Source organism: Gordonia pseudamarae, assembly GCF_025273675.1.
Taxonomy (GTDB): Bacteria; Actinomycetota; Actinomycetes; order Mycobacteriales; family Mycobacteriaceae; genus Gordonia; species Gordonia pseudamarae.
Genome location: NZ_CP045809.1, coordinates 841717 through 858314, shown reverse-complemented (window position 1 = coordinate 858314; position 16598 = coordinate 841717). Strand labels below are relative to the sequence as shown.

General features: G+C 68.3%; 17 protein-coding genes and 1 riboswitch. Of the genes, 7 read left to right on the top strand and 10 right to left on the bottom strand.

Going from position 1 to position 16598, the window contains the following annotated elements; genetic code table 11:
• Positions 1–27: 27 nt before the first annotated feature.
• From tilS to GII31_RS03680, 3 genes are all read right to left on the bottom strand, one after another.
• Positions 28–945, bottom strand: a complete 918-nt coding sequence (gene tilS, locus GII31_RS03690) for a tRNA lysidine(34) synthetase TilS (protein WP_246222248.1) — start codon at positions 943–945, stop codon at positions 28–30.
• A 179-nt stretch (positions 946–1124) separates the two neighbouring features.
• Entirely contained in the window at positions 1125–2312 is a 1188-nt protein-coding gene (locus GII31_RS03685) for a zinc-dependent metalloprotease (protein ID WP_213246906.1), read from the bottom strand.
• Complete coding sequence (locus GII31_RS03680; protein WP_213249797.1) at positions 2309–3700, bottom strand: D-alanyl-D-alanine carboxypeptidase/D-alanyl-D-alanine-endopeptidase; 1392 nt, start codon at positions 3698–3700, stop codon at positions 2309–2311. The genes GII31_RS03685 and GII31_RS03680 overlap by 4 nt, the downstream gene beginning before the upstream one ends.
• A gap of 179 nt (positions 3701–3879) precedes the next feature.
• On the opposite strand from GII31_RS03680, the gene GII31_RS03675 reads away from it, so the two are divergent.
• Entirely contained in the window at positions 3880–4368 is a 489-nt protein-coding gene (locus GII31_RS03675; RefSeq protein ID WP_213246904.1) for an inorganic diphosphatase, read from the top strand.
• A 209-nt stretch (positions 4369–4577) separates the two neighbouring features.
• Complete coding sequence (alc, locus tag GII31_RS03670; protein ID WP_246222247.1) at positions 4578–5561, top strand: allantoicase; 984 nt, start codon at positions 4578–4580, stop codon at positions 5559–5561.
• Positions 5562–5642: 81 nt separating this feature from the next.
• Here alc and GII31_RS03665 read toward each other — a convergent pair whose 3' ends face one another.
• Complete coding sequence (locus tag GII31_RS03665) at positions 5643–6080, bottom strand: hypothetical protein (RefSeq protein ID WP_213246900.1); 438 nt, start codon at positions 6078–6080, stop codon at positions 5643–5645.
• A 7-nt stretch (positions 6081–6087) separates the two neighbouring features.
• Positions 6088–7380 (bottom strand): aminotransferase class V-fold PLP-dependent enzyme, encoded by a 1293-nt coding sequence (locus tag GII31_RS03660; protein WP_213246898.1) that lies wholly within the window; start codon positions 7378–7380, stop codon positions 6088–6090.
• Positions 7381–7398: 18 nt separating this feature from the next.
• Positions 7399–7511: riboswitch (SAM riboswitch) on the bottom strand.
• Positions 7512–7773: 262 nt separating this feature from the next.
• Here GII31_RS03660 and GII31_RS03655 point away from each other — a divergent pair.
• The 4 genes from GII31_RS03655 to GII31_RS03640 all read left to right on the top strand — a co-directional run bounded on the left by GII31_RS03655 (position 7774) and on the right by GII31_RS03640 (position 11177).
• Positions 7774–8193, top strand: coding sequence for a hypothetical protein (locus GII31_RS03655; protein WP_213246896.1), 420 nt, complete (start codon positions 7774–7776; stop codon positions 8191–8193).
• Between the two features lie 10 nt (positions 8194–8203).
• Positions 8204–9493 carry an acyltransferase family protein gene (locus GII31_RS03650; RefSeq protein ID WP_246222093.1) on the top strand — a complete coding sequence of 430 codons (1290 nt, stop codon included), beginning with the start codon at positions 8204–8206 and terminating at the stop codon, positions 9491–9493.
• Positions 9490–10398: an SGNH/GDSL hydrolase family protein gene (locus tag GII31_RS03645; RefSeq protein WP_213246894.1), complete on the top strand. Its 909-nt coding sequence runs from the start codon at positions 9490–9492 to the stop codon at positions 10396–10398. Before GII31_RS03650 ends, GII31_RS03645 begins: the two co-directional genes overlap by 4 nt.
• A 320-nt stretch (positions 10399–10718) precedes the next feature.
• A complete protein-coding gene (locus tag GII31_RS03640) occupies positions 10719–11177 on the top strand; it encodes an SRPBCC family protein (RefSeq protein ID WP_213246892.1) in 459 nt (152 codons plus the stop codon).
• Between the two features lie 260 nt (positions 11178–11437).
• On the opposite strand, the gene GII31_RS03635 is transcribed toward GII31_RS03640, so the two are convergent.
• Genes GII31_RS03635 through GII31_RS03625 form a run of 3 tightly spaced genes read right to left on the bottom strand, consistent with a single transcriptional unit; the run spans position 11438 to position 13526 of the window.
• The gene (locus tag GII31_RS03635) at positions 11438–12637 is read right to left on the bottom strand and encodes an O-succinylhomoserine sulfhydrylase (RefSeq protein WP_213246890.1); all 1200 of its coding nucleotides are present in this window, start codon (positions 12635–12637) and stop codon (positions 11438–11440) included.
• Positions 12634–13047, bottom strand: coding sequence for a rhodanese-like domain-containing protein (locus GII31_RS03630; protein ID WP_213246888.1), 414 nt, complete (start codon positions 13045–13047; stop codon positions 12634–12636). Before GII31_RS03630 ends, GII31_RS03635 begins: the two co-directional genes overlap by 4 nt.
• Entirely contained in the window at positions 13044–13526 is a 483-nt protein-coding gene (locus GII31_RS03625) for an Rv0361 family membrane protein (RefSeq protein ID WP_213246886.1), read from the bottom strand. The genes GII31_RS03630 and GII31_RS03625 overlap by 4 nt, the downstream gene beginning before the upstream one ends.
• Positions 13527–13837: 311 nt before the next feature.
• Here GII31_RS03625 and GII31_RS03620 point away from each other — a divergent pair, with 311 nt between their 5' ends.
• Positions 13838–15220: an FAD-dependent oxidoreductase gene (locus GII31_RS03620; protein ID WP_213246884.1), complete on the top strand. Its 1383-nt coding sequence runs from the start codon at positions 13838–13840 to the stop codon at positions 15218–15220.
• A 142-nt stretch (positions 15221–15362) separates the two neighbouring features.
• On the opposite strand, the gene GII31_RS03615 is transcribed toward GII31_RS03620, so the two are convergent.
• Both GII31_RS03615 and GII31_RS03610 read right to left on the bottom strand, forming a co-directional pair.
• On the bottom strand, positions 15363–15950 hold the full coding sequence (locus tag GII31_RS03615; protein WP_246222092.1) for a hypothetical protein: 588 nt from the start codon (positions 15948–15950) through the stop codon (positions 15363–15365).
• A 165-nt stretch (positions 15951–16115) separates the two neighbouring features.
• Entirely contained in the window at positions 16116–16595 is a 480-nt protein-coding gene (locus tag GII31_RS03610; protein WP_213246882.1) for a DUF456 domain-containing protein, read from the bottom strand.
• Between the last annotated feature and the right edge of the window lie 3 nt (positions 16596–16598).

Genomic DNA, 16598 nt, shown 5'->3' with positions numbered 1-16598 from the left:
GGCCCGTCGGCGACGGCTGCGCACACCTCAACCCCGGCGGGGGGTGCGGCGCACGGTGAGAACTCCGCGGGTGCGGATCGCCTCCAGGCGATAGTCGGGGTCTCCGCCGATCGCGACCCCACCCTGACCGTGCCAGTCGGCGACCAGTGCGTCGACCGCCCCGATCACCGGCCGCGTCGGATCGGTGACACCACACCCGTGCAACCACAGCCGGATGACACGACGGCGGATCGCGGGCGGGTGCGCCGCCAACGCCTCGACAGGGACAGGAACCGGAGACCCCGCGGCGGGCCCGGGGTCCGCCGCGCGCGGGTCGGGCCCGACCAGGGCGGCGTAGGCGGTGGCGGCGAGCGCGTCGAGGGTGTCGTTGTCCTCCCGCAACGACATGGCGGTCCGGGCCAGGGCCGGGGTCACGCCGTGCAGGATGTCGTCGAGCAGCGGCAGGGCCTCGCGGCGCAGACGCACCCGGGTGAACCGGGGGTCGCTGTTGTGTGGATCGTCGAACGGGGTCAGGCCCAATTCGGCGCAGACGCCGATCGTGTCGGCCCGGCGGACGCCGAGCAACGGCCGGCCCCACGGGGCGTTCCACACCCGCATCCCCGCCAACGAACGCGCGCCCGAACCGCGCGCCAGACCCAGCAGGACCGTCTCGGCCTGATCGTCCATCGTGTGACCGAGCAGGACCGGACGGCCGGCGCGGGCCCGATCGAGGGCGGCGTAGCGGGCCGTACGTGCGGCCGACTCCAGGCCGCCCCGGCCGTCGACGGTCACCGTGACCACCTCGGCGCCGGCGCCCAGCTCGATCGCCTGATCGGCGGCACGGCGCGCGATGTCTGCCGACCCCGGCTGCAGCGCGTGGTCGACGACGATCGCGTGCGCCGACAGACCTGCGCGCACCGCACAGGCCAGCAATGCCAGTGAGTCGGGGCCGCCGGAGAGGGCCACGCAGACCGCCGTGGTCGCCGGTGCGGGCGTGCGGGTGTCGGCGCCGGGTGGGCGGACGTTGTTGTCGTGCGGGGTTTCGAGGCTCGTCGCTTGCGCTCCTCGCGCCTCAACCGGCGAGGACGACACCGGTGGACGGGGCGGACCGAGATGGAGTCGGACGAAGGCGGCTACGGCCGCGGTTACAGCACCCGTTCGATCCACAATGTCGGCTCGGTGATCTCGGCGGGCAACGGCATCGTCTCGGGGGAGCTCCAGATGGTGTTGAACCGTTCCATGCCGACGGCCGCCACCACTTCGTCGACGAACGCCTTGCCCCGCACGTATTGGGCCAGCTTGGCGTCCATGCCGATCAGTGCCCGGAAGATGCGTTGCAGTGGACTCTGCCGGGCGGCGCGACGGCCGTCGAACGCCTTGCGGATGGCCGCGACCGTCGGCACGTGTGCCGGGCCCACCGCATCCATCACATGATCGGCATGCCCCTCCAGCAGGGTGCCGAGCATCATCATCCGGTTGAACGCCTCGTACTGCTCCGGCGACTGCATCAACTGCATCGCACCCACGACGCCCTTCTCACGGGGCTTGTCACTGCGGACCGCCTCGGTGATGCGGCTGACCACCTCCGACACCGACTCCCCCGCATCGGAGGTGAGCACCTCGATGTTGTCGGTCATGTACTGCCGAAGCCACGGATTGGCCGAGAACTGCACCCGGTGGGTCACCTCGTGCAGGCACACCCACAGCCGGAAGTCCGACGGCACCACCTTGAGGTTGCGTTCGACGGTGATGATGTTGGGTGCCACCACCATCAGCACCCCCGGTTCCCCGGTGTCCGGGTCGGGGGTGAACGGGTCGTACTGGCCGAGGATCGCCGACGACAGGAACGCCAGCAGCGCGCCCGCCTGGGCACCGCCGACCGTGCCGGGAACCTTCTCCAGCGTGGCGACCGAGGACCGCCAGAATCTGCCGGGGATCGCGGTGAGACCACCGGGCGGCGACGGGGCCGGCCCGACCGGCGTCGAGGGCACCTCCTCCGACGACGTCCCCGGCTCGGTACCGAGCATGGACTGCATGGAGCGGGCGGCGGCGTCGACCCATTCGTTGCGGTCGAGCACCCGGGTTGTGGGAATACGCAGGCCGTCGGCCAGGCCGGTCACCTCCCGGACCGGCGCCTCGGCGCGGGTCGCGGCGTCGAGCAGCTCCGCGTAGGCCGCCTCCCGCGTGTACTCGGTGATCGTGGGTCCCGGACGCGACAGCCGTTTGCCGATACCGGCGGCGACCGACCAGTCGATACGATCGGCGCCCGACTCCTGCCCGCCCGACTCCTGCCTATGGCCGGGTGTCGGGTCTGTGTGTGTGTTCTCGGTCATCGGCATCCGCACTCCCTCAAGTCTCCGACCACCGCGTCGAGCGCCGGTCTCGCATCGGCCGGAGAGGTTCCGCCCGAGATCAGCGCATACGACAGGACGCGGCCGTCGACGGTTTGCACTATCCCCGTCAACGAACTGACCCCCGTCAACGTTCCGGTCTTGGCCCGCGCCCAGCCCGCACCCGGATTGGTCGACGGATCGAACCGGTCGGCGAGGGTGCCGGTACCGGCCGCGATCGGCAGGCCGTCGAGCAGCGGACGCAGAGCGGTGCGGGTCTGAGCGCTCGCCCCGATACCGCTGCCCGAACCCACCGACTCCCCCGAGGAGGTGGTGGCCGGGCCCGACGACACCGGGGCGCTGGCCGCCGACATCACCGTGTCCAGGATCTTGGCCGACACCCGGTTGTCGTAGGACAGGCCCGACGAGTCGTCCATCGTCACGCCGGCCACGTCGAAACCGGCGTCGGCGAGTGTCGCCTTCACCGCTTCGGCGCCCGCCGCCAGGGTGGCCGGGCCGCCGCGGGCCACCGACAATTCCACGGCGAGGGTTTCGGCGAGCACGTTGTCGCTGAACCGGAGCATGTCCTCCACCCGCGTCTGCAGCGGCGCCGAGCGCACCGACGCCACCGTCTGCGCGTCGGTGCCCGCGGTGATGCCCTCGTCATCGTCGAAGTCGACGCCGAGTGCCTCGGCGAGCGCCCGGCCCGCCACTTTCGCCGGGTCGGGGGTACGTGCGGAGAACTCGTCGAGCGGGTCGGCGACCCGGCCGCCGTCGACGATCAGCGCCTCGATCGGGGTGATGTCGCCGCCGGCGATGTCCGCGCGCGCCCAGTTGCCGTTCATGGTGGGCCCGGTGAACGCCGAGGTGTCCACCGCCACCGATGACACGTCGACGCCGGACTTCTTGATCTGCGCAGCCAGCTCGGCGATGCGGCCGGGATCGGTGTAGAAGGTGGCCGCGCCGGTCGGCTGCGCCGACAATGTCGGATCACCGGCGCCCTGGAGGATCAGCTGTCCGCCCGCCCCGGCCAGCACCCGCGTGGTGAGGCGTTTGTCGTGCGGCAGGCCGAGCAGTGCCGCCGCACCGGTCAGCACCTTGGCGTTGGATGCGGGCACCCGCGGCTCGTCGGGGGACTGCGACCACAGCACCTCGCCGGTGCGCGGATCGGAGATCTGGCCGGTGAACTCGCCCAGCGCCGGCGCCGTGACCGACGAGGCGATCGCCCTGCGCACACCCGCCGCCGACGGTGTGGGCGCATCCGCCGACACCGGCCTGATCTGCGGGTCGACGACGATCGCCGCCGGCCGCGGCGGAATCCCGGGCGGCAGTTCGTCCTCGCCGAGCTGGGCGTAGACGGTGACCGCGCCTGCGACCAGGACCGCGACCATCACCAGCGACAGCAACGTCCAGACGACTATTCGCCGAGTCCTCCTGGGACGCGAGCTGACGGTGTCGCGCACAAAACCTCCGGGTCCGACGTCAGGGATACAGGTCTAACAGTATCGTTCTAGGCGGATCATGCGGGCGACAGAAGTCCCGCACGCAAGTCTCAACCGCAGGAGGAAACGTGGAATTCGATGTAACCATCGAGATCCCCAAGGGCAGCCGCAACAAGTACGAGGTCGACCACGAGACGGGCAAGGTCTTCCTCGACCGCTACCTGTACACCTCGTTCGGCTACCCCGCCGACTACGGCTACGCCGACGGCACCCTCGGCGAGGACGGCGATCCGCTCGACGTACTGGTCCTGCTCCCCGAATCCGTCTATCCGGGCGTCGTGGTCAAGGCCCGTGTCGTGGCCATGTACACCATGACCGACGAGGCCGGCGGCGACGACAAGCTCCTCGCCGTGCCCGCCGGTGACGTGCGCTGGGACCACATCCAGGACGTCGGCGACGTCAACGAGTTCGAGTTGAACGCCATCTCGCACTTCTTCGAGCACTACAAGGACCTCGAGCCGGGCAAGAGTGTCACCCCCGGCGGCTGGGTCGGCCGCGAGGCGGCCGAGAAGGTGGCCGTCGAGGCCATCGAGCGCGCCAAGACCGAAGGTCACTGAGAGTTCGTCGCTTCGAAGGGTCCGGTGAGACGGGCACGTCGGATTCCCGTCTCACCGGGCCCTTCGTGCTCCCGCCTCCCCGGCCCCCGAAGACCGGCGCCGGGGACGAGTTCCTCGTCCCCGGCGAGGGTGCGGCATCGGCATTAGGATCGTCCGTTGTGACACCTTCCCCACCCGCCCCCGCAGCCGCCCGCCCGCACTTCACGTCGATGCCGGACCTGGCGCTACGAAATCTCGGAGGCGCGGTGGTGTGGACCAACGACGACCTGTTCGCCGAGGTCCAGAATCTGCTCAACGCCCCGCCGGCCGAATACCGGCCGGCCACCTTCGGGCACAAGGGTCAGGTGTACGACGGCTGGGAGACCCGCCGCCGGCGCGAACCGGGCGTCGACCAGGCGATCGTGCGGCTCGGCACTCCCGGTGTGGTGTACGGCGTGGTGGTCGACACCTCCTGGTTCAAGGGCAACTATCCACCGTTCATCTCCGTCGACGCCATCGCCGTCGAAGGAATCGTGTCGGGGGCCGAACTCGCCGCGAGCGAGGACTGGGTGACCGTCGTCGAGAAGTCGGCCGTCGACGGCGACACCCGCAACCCGTTCCGGGTGGACGCCAAGGAACGGTTCACACATGTGCGGCTCACCATGCATCCCGACGGCGGCGTGGCCCGGTTCCGCGTGCACGGGCGCGGTGTACCCGACCCGAAGTTCTTCCGCTACGGACACTTCGACCTGGCTGCTCTGGAGAACGGCGGCCTGGTCACCGCCTGTTCCAACATGTACTACAGTTCCCCCAACAATCTGCTGATGCCCGGTCGCGCCCGCACCATGGGTGAGGGGTGGGAGACCTCGCGGCGCCGCGACTCCGGCAACGACTGGGTGCAGGTACGCCTGGCCGGCCGCAGTCACGCCGGCCTCGTCGAACTGGACACGAGCTATTTTCTCGGCAACGCGCCCGGGGCCGCGACGGTCCGGGGCCGGGACGGCGAGGACGGCGAGTGGTTTGAGGTGTTGCCCCGCACCACGCTCCAGCCCGACACCCGGCACCGGTTCGTCATAGACCTCGACCGGCCGATGACCGAGGCCCGGCTGGATATCTATCCCGACGGCGGCATGGCCCGGTTCCGGTTGTACGGCACCCTCACCGACGATGCCGAGGCCGCGCTCACCGAACGGTGGGAACGCGGCGAGGCCTGAGCTTCCACTGGCGACAAAATTCATCCGGTATGGCGGTTGGCGCGGGCATATGTCCGCGCCAACCGCCATATCGGACGATCTTTACGCGGCGAAGGCCGGGAGGACCTCGTCCCGGATGCGGGACTCGGTGGCCGAACCGTCGAGCGGGGTGATGAGTACCGCGTCGGCGACCTCGGCGGCGTAGATGTCACGGATGAGACCGATGAGCCCGTGCGGGGTGCCGATGTAACGCACCGTCTCCGAACCCGCCGGGTCGGTGGGAACATTACCCACCGAGGCCCGGGCCGACGCGGGATGGGCGGCGATCGCCACCTCCACCTCCAGCGCCACTATGAATCTCGCAGGGTCACGCTGGCCGGACCGCAGCACGTTCCGCGCCCGCTGCGCATCACGCAGCGTCGGGCGACGCACCACGATGGGCAGGTCGACGCCGGCGTCCCCGCGCAGCGCGACCGACAGTTGCGGCCGCCCCACGCTGATGGTTGTCCCGGTCACGGCTTCGGCGATATCGACAGTCATCTCAGGTTCACTTCCGCTCGATGGTGCCACGACGGGACACCAACTCCGACAATGCATTCAGTAGGCGATCGACGTCATCGACACCGGTGCCGAGACCGAAACTCGCCCGCACCGCCCCGGCCGGATAGCCCAGCCGGGTCAGCAGCGGGTGCGCGCAGAACCGGCCGTCGCGCACCCCGATACCGTGGTGATCGCTCAGATAGCAGGCGACCGTGCGCGCCGAAAAGCCGTCGACGGCGAATCCCGCGATGCCGACGCGGCCGGCCGAGTCGGTGAAGATCCGCAGCGGACGCACCCCGTCGAGGACCGACAGTCCGGCGTCGAGCCGCTCACGCAGTGCGTGCCCGTGATGCCCGATCGCATCGAAACCGATGTCGGACAACGCGGTGCAGGCATCCGCGATGGACACCGCGCCCAGCACGTTGGGCGAGCCCGCCTCGTGCCGGGCCGGTCCGGTGTGCCACTGCGCCCGGCCGCCGGAGGCGACCTCGGCGCTCGCGCCGCCGCCTGCCAGATACGGCGAGGCCTCGTCGAGCCAGTCGCCGCGCCCCACCAGCACGCCGGAACCGAACGGCGCATACAGCTTGTGACCGGAGAACACCAGATAGTCGATACCGTGGCTGACCACCGAAACCGGCTGGTGCGCAACCAGTTGTGCCCCGTCGATGAGAATCCGGGCACCGTGCCGGTGGGCGATCGAGGCCAGCCTCGTGACCGGCAGCACCTCGCCGGTGACGTTCGAGGCGGCGGTGATCGCCAGCAGCGCCGCCGGTGTGGCCGCGAGCTCGTCCTCCAGGGCGGCAAGCGTCTCCTCGATGGTCGCGCAGGCGGTGACCAGCCGGGTACCGGGAAGACGCTGCCACGGAAGCAGGTTGGCGTGATGCTCGATGTCGAGGACCACCACGTCACCGCCGCGCTCTCCGAGGCAGTGGGCCAGCAGGTTGATCGAGTCGGTGGTGTTGCGGGTGAACACGACGTGGTCGTCGGCGCGGGCCCGGACGAACCGGCGGATGGTTTCGCGGGCCTGTTCGTAGCGGTGGGTGGTGATCTGTGACAGCGCGCCGGCGCCACGGTGCACGCTCGCGTACTGCGGCAGGGCGGCCAGCAGTCCGTCGGCGACGGCCCGCAACGCCGGGGCACTGGCCGCGTAGTCGAAGTTGGCGTACAGCACCGACGATCCGTCGAGCAGCGACACCCGTTCGTCGGCACCGACCACATCCGCGAGCGGCGGGAGGAAGGCACCGCCGACGGCGGCCGGGTCGACGGGCCGGAAAACGGAATTGGACAGGACAGCGGTCATGACAAAGACTCCTCGGGAGATCCACGCTTGCCGTGTCCGGTCGGACACGGCCGGGTCGTCACCCGGAGCACCCCACCGTGGCGGAGGGTTGCCGACCAGCCAGCCGGGGCTTGACGCTGGTACTCGTGACCCATCACCGATGGTTGTCCGACGGCGGTTCGGGTGTCAATCGAGATCGTGGGTTTGACTCACCGTGGTCGGAAAGGACCGCGCCCCGGAGGGCCGGCGAGATCCGTGCGGCGGGGGACCTCGACATCCCGTGGGTGTCACCCGCAAGGTCTATCCCGAATACCATCCCCAGCACATGTGCTGGCCGGTATGTTCACAGTATTGTGAGCCGTGTGCCGGGGATCACCGGTACTCGCCGTGATCAAGACGACCCGAGGGGACCCCGTGACCGCCCGACGCGCCGCGCGCACTCTGACCATCGCATTGCTGGCCCCGCTGACCGTCGGGCTCGCAGCCTGCGGATCCGACGACTCAGATTCCCCGTCGTCGAGCGTGCCATCGGTCTCCAGCAGCACGATGTCGAGCGAACCGAGCACCACGACGAGTGCGCCGTCGTCGACCACGACCCCGGCCACCTCCACTCCCGAGGCAACCGTCGACGCGCCGGTGGAGCAGCAAACACAGGCACCCGTCGAACAACCGGCTCCCGAGCAGACGCAGGCCCCGGCCGAGCAGCAGGCACCCGTCGAGCAGGCACCCGTCGAGCAGCCCGCACCCGAGCAGACGCAGGCCCCGGCCGAGCAGCAAGCCCCGCAGACGCCTCCGCAACTGCCGCAGGGTGGCGGCGGCCGACCCGGCTACTGAGCAGCCGGCGGTGACGGACACGGCCGACCGCAACCCGGACCCGGTAGCCGATCGCCCGCACAAGACCGGCGCTCCCCCCGTCGTTGACGTGCGTGGCACGCGGCTGCCCTCGCTGACCGGTATGCGGTGGTGGGCAGCGCTGGCGGTGTTCGTGCTGCACACGGTCGTGTTCCTGCCGGTGTATCCATTCTACGGCAGCGACACCTACTGGAGCATCGCCAAGGCGATACCCATGCAGGTGGGCGCGGCGGGCGTGACGTTCTTCTTCGTCCTCAGCGGGTTCATCATGCTGTGGACCCGCCGGTCCGGCGACACGCCGCGTGCCTTCATCGGGCGCCGGGCGAAGAAGATCTATCCGACGCACCTGGTGGCCGTCGCGGTGCTGCTGGTGGTGCTGCCGGTGCCGTTGAGCAAGCTGGTCACCTGGGTGCCCACCACCCTGCTGGTACAGACCTGGTGGCCCGACTGGACGTCGTTGGGCGGTCTGAACATCCCGGCGTGGTCGCTGGCCTCGGAGATCCTGTTCTACGCGACGTTCCCGTTTCTGGTGCCGTTCATCGAGAAGATCGCCGACCGGTTGGTACCCGCGGCGATCGCGGTGGTGTTCGCGCTGATCGTGGTGCTGCACACCTGCTACTACCTGTTCGCCGACGGCTACAAGGGCACGGGCAACATGTACGGCGCCCGGATGGTCGTGGAGGCCGACGGCACGTTGCCGACGGTCACCCCCGAATACGGGTACAACGCCGATCCGGCGTTCTTCGCCCACGACTACCTCGGCTACAGCGACCACGGGTACTGGCTGAGTTACTACTTTCCGCTGTCGCGGCTGCCCGAGTTCTTCCTGGGGGTCCTCGTGGCGCGGTTGGTGATCAGCGGGCGCTGGCGCAACACCCGGCTGTGGTGGCCGCTGCTGTCGCTGGCGGTGGCGTTCGCGGCAACATGGTGGGTGCCGTCCAACTACGCGATGAGCGTGCTGATCCTGCTGCCGACCGCCGCCGTCATCGCCACCGCCTGCCTGCGCGATGTGACCGGTCGCCGGGGGATCAACGCAACCGGCCCGATGGTCTGGCTGGGCGACGTGTCGTACGCTTTCTACCTGCTGCAGTATCCGGCTATGGTCGTCGTGCTCAAATACCTGCTGGCAGGTCACGCCATCGGTTTCGTGGGCTGGCTCGGCGCGGTCGCGTTGTGCTTCGTGCTCGCCCTCGCCGCGGCCGGACTCGTATACGAATTCGTCGACAAACCCATCACCCGGCGAAAGAACCGGGCGACCCTTCATCCAGAAAGCAACACATGACCAACGCTCTCGCCCGGTTCCTGGCGCCTGCGCTCACCGCGATCACACTGGTGGGTGTGTCGCTGTTTCCGGCCACCGCGTCCGCCGGCGGAAACCCGAATGCGAACACCACCAGTTCCGTGCCGACGCCCAAGCACAAGCTCTCGCAGCCGGGACAGATCGTGGTGCTCGGCGACTCCTTCGCCGCCAACAGTCCCGATATGCGCGGCAGTTGTAAGCAGAACCCGCAGGCCTGGCCGGAGCAGCTCGGGCGGCTCACGGGCCGCAGGCTCGTGGAGGAGGCGTGCAGCGGCGCGTCGTTCGGGTCGGCCGACTACCAGATCGGCGACGAGGCCCGGCGGGCCGACAAGGCCGGCGGCATCACCACCGACACCGCGTTGTTCCTGATGCAATTCGGTATGAACGACCAGTGGAACGGACACGACACCGCGCTGCGGATGCTCCTCAAATGTCTGGCCGGCGGACATTGCGAGGCCGATCACGACTCGGTCACCTCCATCACCCCGCAGGCCATCGTCGACCGTACGGCACAGGTCATCGAGTATGTGCGGTACTACGCCCCCAACGCGCGAATCGCCTTCGTCGGATACCCGGAACTGCTGCATCCGGGCGCGAAGGCGGCCTGCATCGACGTCGCCGGGCGCGAGGTCACGGTACGTAACTCCAAGACCGTCATAGCGTTGATCGACAAGCTCGACAGCGCTACCCGCGAGGCCGCGACCATGCTGAACGTCGAGTTCGTCGACGCCCGTGCGGCCACCGCCGGACGCGGCCTGTGCACTCCCAAGCCCCTGGTCCACGGCGTGCTCGACCCGAAAACCGATGTGTTCGGCATTCCGGTACATCCGACGGTCGAGGGTGATGCGGTGATGGCAGCGACCATCCGCGACCAGTTCGGTCTGTAACCCGCGCCCGGCCGTTCGTGCCCGCACGGGTCGGGGCCATCACGCCGGCTAATCCGGGAATCCCACCTGCCCGGACGCGGTGGGCAGGTGGGATTCTCGGGAGGGCCGACACCGGAACCGACGCGCACTCGTATCCCGGCAGTACCGCGCCGGCCAACCCTCCGACCACGATCGCGTAGGTACTGCCCGGTCCATCCACTCGGTCCCGCGGCTCGCGTGCGGCAGGCGCTTGCTTACTCATCGAGCATCGGGGCTGACCACCGGGAATTCCCACAGATCCCGTCTTCCGTCACGGTGCGGCCGGACATAGCCTCGTCTTCATGGCAATAGTTTCCATTACTACTGAACTTCCTCTACCGGCCCAGACGGCCTGCAGGCTCGCTGCCGAACCCGAGGTGATGATGTTCGTGCTCGCGCCCATACTCGCCTTCTCCCGAGAGAACATCCCGCCGCCCGGCACCGCCGTCGAACCCGGATTCTCCGCCCGTGGCCGGGTGACCTGGTTCGGTGTGATTCCCAGCTGGACCCACGAGATCACCCTGGTCAGCCGAGACGAGCACGAAATCTACACTCGTGAACGCGGCGGTCCGGTCCGTATCTGGAACCACCGGCTGACCTTCGATCCGATCACCGCCACCAGTTGCCGTTACACCGACGACATCGAGATCGAGAACGGTATCTCCGGGTTCGCCACCAGGGTCTTCATCCGACTGATGTTCGCGCACCGTCACCGGCGGTGGCGTTCCGTGGCAGCCATCGCCACCGCGGCTCACGGGTAGCGGCTCGATTCCCGTCGCGGCATCGGCGAGCCGGCCCGTCGCCCGCGACTACCTGGCCGAGCTCGTGCGGCCGGAGATGCCGCGCGCCGTCCGCGCACGCGGCACCGACGCGGGCATCAGCGCCGAGGACATCGAGCGCGCCGAGGCACTACTCGACCGTGATCGGGGCTGGAGACCTTCGTGGTCGCACCGAACCTGCGGTGCACCGCGACCGGCTGACCGGCTGACCGCACCAGGGTCAGCCACGCCGACGTCCGCGATCAGCCCAGTGCTTTGTCGACGTCCTCGAGCAGATCGTCGGCCCCTTCCAGGCCCACCGACAGGCGGACCACCGAATCGGTGAGGCCGATGGCCGCGCGGCCCTCCGGACCCATCGCCCGGTGGGTGGTGGTGGCCGGGTGGGTGATCAGGGACTTGGCGTCGCCGAGGTTATTGGAGATGTCGATGATCGACAGACCGTTGAGGACCTCGAAGGCACGTTCCTTGCCCGACACCCCGGCGCGGTCGTTGAGCTCGAAGGTGATGACGGTACCGCCGCCCGACATCTGCCGGCGGGCCAGCTCGTACTGCGGATGCGATGATAGGAACGGGTATTTCACCCAGCGCACCCGGTCGTCGGCCTCCAGGAACTCGGCGATGCGCAGCGCCGTGGACACCGAGCGGTCGAGCCGGAGCTGCATCGTCTCCAGCCCCTTGAGCAGGATCCACGCGTTGAAGGCGCTCATCGCGGGACCGGTGTGCCGCATCAGCTGCTGCACCGGCCCGTCGATGAACTCCTTGTCGCCGACCACCGCGCCGCCGAGCACACGACCCTGGCCGTCGATGTGCTTGGTGGCCGAGTAGACGATGACGTCGGCACCGAGCTCGGATCCGCGCTGCAGCAAAGGAGTGGCGAAAACGTTGTCCAGCACCACCTTTGCCCCGGCAGCGTGAGCGAGTTCGCACACCGCGGCAACGTCGACGAGGGTTTGCATCGGATTGGACGGGGTCTCGAAGAACACCGCGGTGGTGGGCACCGACAGCGCCTGCTCCCACTGCTCGAGATCCTCACCGTCGACGAACACGGTCTCGACGCCCCAGCGCGGCAGGATCTCGTTGCACACCACGAAGCACGAGCCGAACAAGCTGCGGGCGGCGACGAGTCGGTCACCGGCCTTGAGCAGCGCGCCGAGCGCCACGAACACCGCCGCCATGCCGCTGGCGGTGGCGAAGGCGGCGGGCATGTCATCGAGCAGCCGCAGCCGCTCCTGGAACATGTTGACCGTCGGATTGCCGTACCGCGAGTACACGTAACGTTCATCCTCGCCGGTGAACGCGCGTTCGGCCGCCTCCGCCGAGTCGTAGACGTAGCCGCTGGTCAGGAACAGCGCCTCGGACGTCTCGAAGAAGCCGGACCGGTCCAGACCCCCCCGAACACCGATGGTTCCGAGCGAAACACCTTCGGGGAGAATGTGACTCATGACTGCCTCCAGGGCAGGTTCGAGGCGCGCCAGCCCGTGGAGCCACGATGATCGTTCTCATCGAGAGCGCCCTCGAAACCGTCGAGCACGTTGTAGGCCTTGGCGATGCCGGCGGCGGTCGCCATCTGGGCGGCACCGATGGAACGGTGCCCGGAACGACAGAGGAAGATCACCTCGTCGCTGTCGCGGATCCCCGCCTCACGCAGCTGTGCCACGAATCCCTGATTGGGTGCGCCGTCGGGAAACCCCACCCATTCGACGAACACGGTCCGCTTGCCGAGGATCTCCAGGTCGGGCACGCCGACGAAGTTCCATTCCGCACGAGTGCGACAGTCCACCAGGACGGCATCGGGGTTGGCTTCGAGCGCATCCCATGCTTCCTGGGGTGTCAGATCTCCCGCGTATGTCACGACGTGCACACCTTCCATTCACCGTCCTCGCGCACCACCGTGGTGGCGACGACGTTCTTGTTGCCTTCGGAATTCTCGAAATGCCAATGTACCCGCGCACTCGCCCGGTCGCCGTCGACGGCGAGGTCGGTGATCTCCGGGATCTTGATCTGGCCGTTCTCGTCCATCGACTTCGTGTTGTCGGTGACGAACGCCTCGCGGGTCGGGAAGCCCTGCCCGGTGCGGACCGCGGCGCAGTTGGTGGCGACGAACTTGTCGAAATCGGCCTCGTTGCGGGCGGTGTAGTAGTTGTTGATCGCGTGCTGAACCTTCGCGTCGTCACTCATCCGTTCCTCGGCCGGACGGATCGCGTTGGAGATCAGCACCCCGATCACCACCACCGCCACCACGGCGGCCGCGATGATGAACGGCATGGCCGCCTTCCAGGACGGCGTGCCGTCCTCCGGGACCTGCGGAGACGGGGTGGGGGGTTTCGCCATGAACCGGATTCTATCGACCGGCGGCAACGGCCCCGCGCGGCAGGATCGGGTTGCCGACGGAGCTTCCGCGAGTGAGGTAACCCTCACAACTATTTGGGTGACGGAGCCCGAGCGCCTACCGTAGAAGGGATAGGCAAATGACGGGCGTCACAACCGCCGACCCTATTGCCGGATGTGATGGGGGCATTCCCCTATCGCACGCCCGCCGACGGCCACCACCTTCTCGGCCGCCCCCGGGTGCCGGTGATACCGCAGGTATCACTGCGACCGACCGAGACAGATACCACCGACACAGAGGAACACCCCTCACGATGACCGAAGACACCCGTCCGTTGCGGGTTGCCATCGTCGGCGCAGGCCCCGCCGGGATCTACGCCGCCGATGCCCTGATGAAGCACGACGACCTCCAAGAGCGTGGGGTCAGCATCGACCTGTACGAGCGGATGCCCGCACCGTTCGGGCTGATCCGCTACGGCGTGGCACCCGATCACCCGCGGATCAAGGGCATCATCAACGCCCTGCACAAGGTACTCGACAAGCCGCAGATCCGCCTGCTGGGCAACGTCGACTACGGCACCGACATCAACCGGGACGACCTCGTCCGGCACTACGACGCCACCATCTTCTCCACCGGCGCCGTCGACGACCGCGACCTGGAGATCCCGGGCGTCGAGCTCGACGGCAGCTACGGCGCCGGCGAGTTCGTGGCCTGGTACGACGGCCACCCGGACTTCTCCCGCACCTGGCCGCTGGAGGCCGAGAAGGTCGCCGTGATCGGCGTCGGCAACGTGGCCCTCGACGTGGCGCGCGTGCTGGCCAAGACCGGCGACGAACTACTGCCCACCGAGATCCCCGCCAACGTGTACGAGGGTCTCAAGGCCAACAAGGCCATCGAGGTGCACGTGTTCGGACGTCGCGGCCCGGCGCAGGCCAAGTTCACCCCGCTCGAACTCAAGGAACTCGACCACTCCCCCAACATCGAGGTCGTGGTCAGCCCTGAGGACATCGAGTACGACGAGGGTTCGGCCGTCGCACGACGCAGCTCGAAGATCACCGATCAGGTGGCCACGATCATCGAGAACTACGCGATCCGCGAACCCAAGCAGGGTGCCATCCACAAGCTGTTCCTGCACTTCTTCGAGAATCCGGTGGAGGTCCTCGGCGAGGACGGCAAGGTCGTCGGTCTGCGCACCGAACGCACCGAACTCGACGGCACCGGCAACGTCAAGCCCACCGGCAAGACCACCGACTGGGAGATCGGCGCCATCTACCGTGCGGTCGGCTACCTGTCCGACAGCCTGCCGGAGATCCCGTTCGACTCGCAGGCCGGTGTGATCCCCAACGAGGCGGGCCGCATCTTCGACGAGGGCGCCCACCTGACCGGCCTGTACACCACCGGCTGGATCAAGCGCGGCCCGGTCGGCCTCATCGGACACACCAAGGGCGACGCCAACGAGACCGTCCAGTGCATCGTCGACGACCTGGCCGCCGACAGCATGAACACTCCCGCCGATCCGTCGGAGGAGTCGGTGATCGCGCTGCTGGAGAGCCGCAAGATCCCGTTCACCACGTGGGCCGGCTGGTACCGCCTCGATGAGCACGAGCGCGCGCTCGGCGCCGCCGAGGGCCGCGAACGTATCAAGGTCGTCGAGCGCGAGGACATGCTCGCCGCATCCGAACCCGACAAGGTCTAGGCCCGACAAGGTCTAGGCCCGACAAGGTCTAGCCCGGACAAGCACCGGATCTGACAAGGTCCGGGTGCCGATACAGGACAGACGAACACCGAGGGCGACCGGAAAGCATTCCGGTCGCCCTCGGTGTTTGTATGTTCCGGGGTCAGGATCCGAAGTCCGACGAACCGAGCGACGACGAACCGGTCGACGGGGTCGACGGGGTCCACCCTCCGCCGCCGCTCTTCTCGGCCTGCTGCTCAAGGTTGCCGGCCCGGATGCCCTGCGGCGTCGACGGCGCGTTCTTGGGCACGGTCACCTCGTTGCGCCAGGCACCGAGGTTGTTGGAGAGGTTCTCGATGACCGGGCTGATCGTGTATCCGGAGATGGAGCTGGGCACGCACCCGGTCCAGCGGGTCTCGATCGGGTACTGCCAGCGTTTGGCGGCCTTGTTGTAGACCATCGCGGTCTTGCCCGGCTTGATCTCGTTGATGTGTACGCTGCGGCCGTTGAACTCGGTGAGCGTCACGTTGTGGATGGTGGTGCCGCCGATGTTCTTCACCGTGAGTGAGCGCTTCATGTACCACAGCTGATTCCATGGCTGGCCCCACTGGCCGAAGACGCATTTCACGGCTCCCCGGATCTGCAGGTCGCCGGGACCCGCGGCCTGTGCGGGTGCTGTCCCCGCGATCGTCCCGCCTGCCAGACCCGCCGCGGCCAGTACGGCCACCGTGGCCTTCTTCAGCGCATTCATCCGTGTGTTCCTCCATTTCACGGCCCGGCACCATGCCGGACCGCTTCGACGAGACATCGTGTTCCCGACCCCCGTGCAAAGGTTGTCGCCGAACAGGCCGCAACCGTTACCTCAATCACATCATGGAAAGGAAGAAAGGCCCTGGCAGTTTCGGGTGATGTCGGGTCACAGGGCGATGGCGCCGCTGAGCCAGACCCCGGCGGCGAGGAGAGCGGCGAACAGTTCGATACCCATGGTGATCAGCGCCGCCTTGCCCGCCGCCATCGCGCCCCGCCAGGCGGCCGACGCTTGTCGCGTGCGGATGAACTCGGCGACGTACGCGCCGAGAATGAAACCGAGGAACAGGCCGATGACCGGGATCACGAAGAATCCGACGATCCCGACCACACCGCCGACGACGATAGTGCCGTTGGGCACGCCGCTCGACGTGAGATGTTTGCCGGCGACCACATACTTGACGACCTCGCCGACCACGATGAGTGTGGCGGCCACGGCGAACACCAGCCACGCCCAACCGCCGACGATCGCGGCCCACACCAGGATCGAGAGTCCGACGATGATTCCGCCGGGCAGTACGGGAAACACGATCCCCAGCAGTCCGGCACCGATCGCCGCCGCGACGATCAGCTCACCCCAGAGCGGCACCGG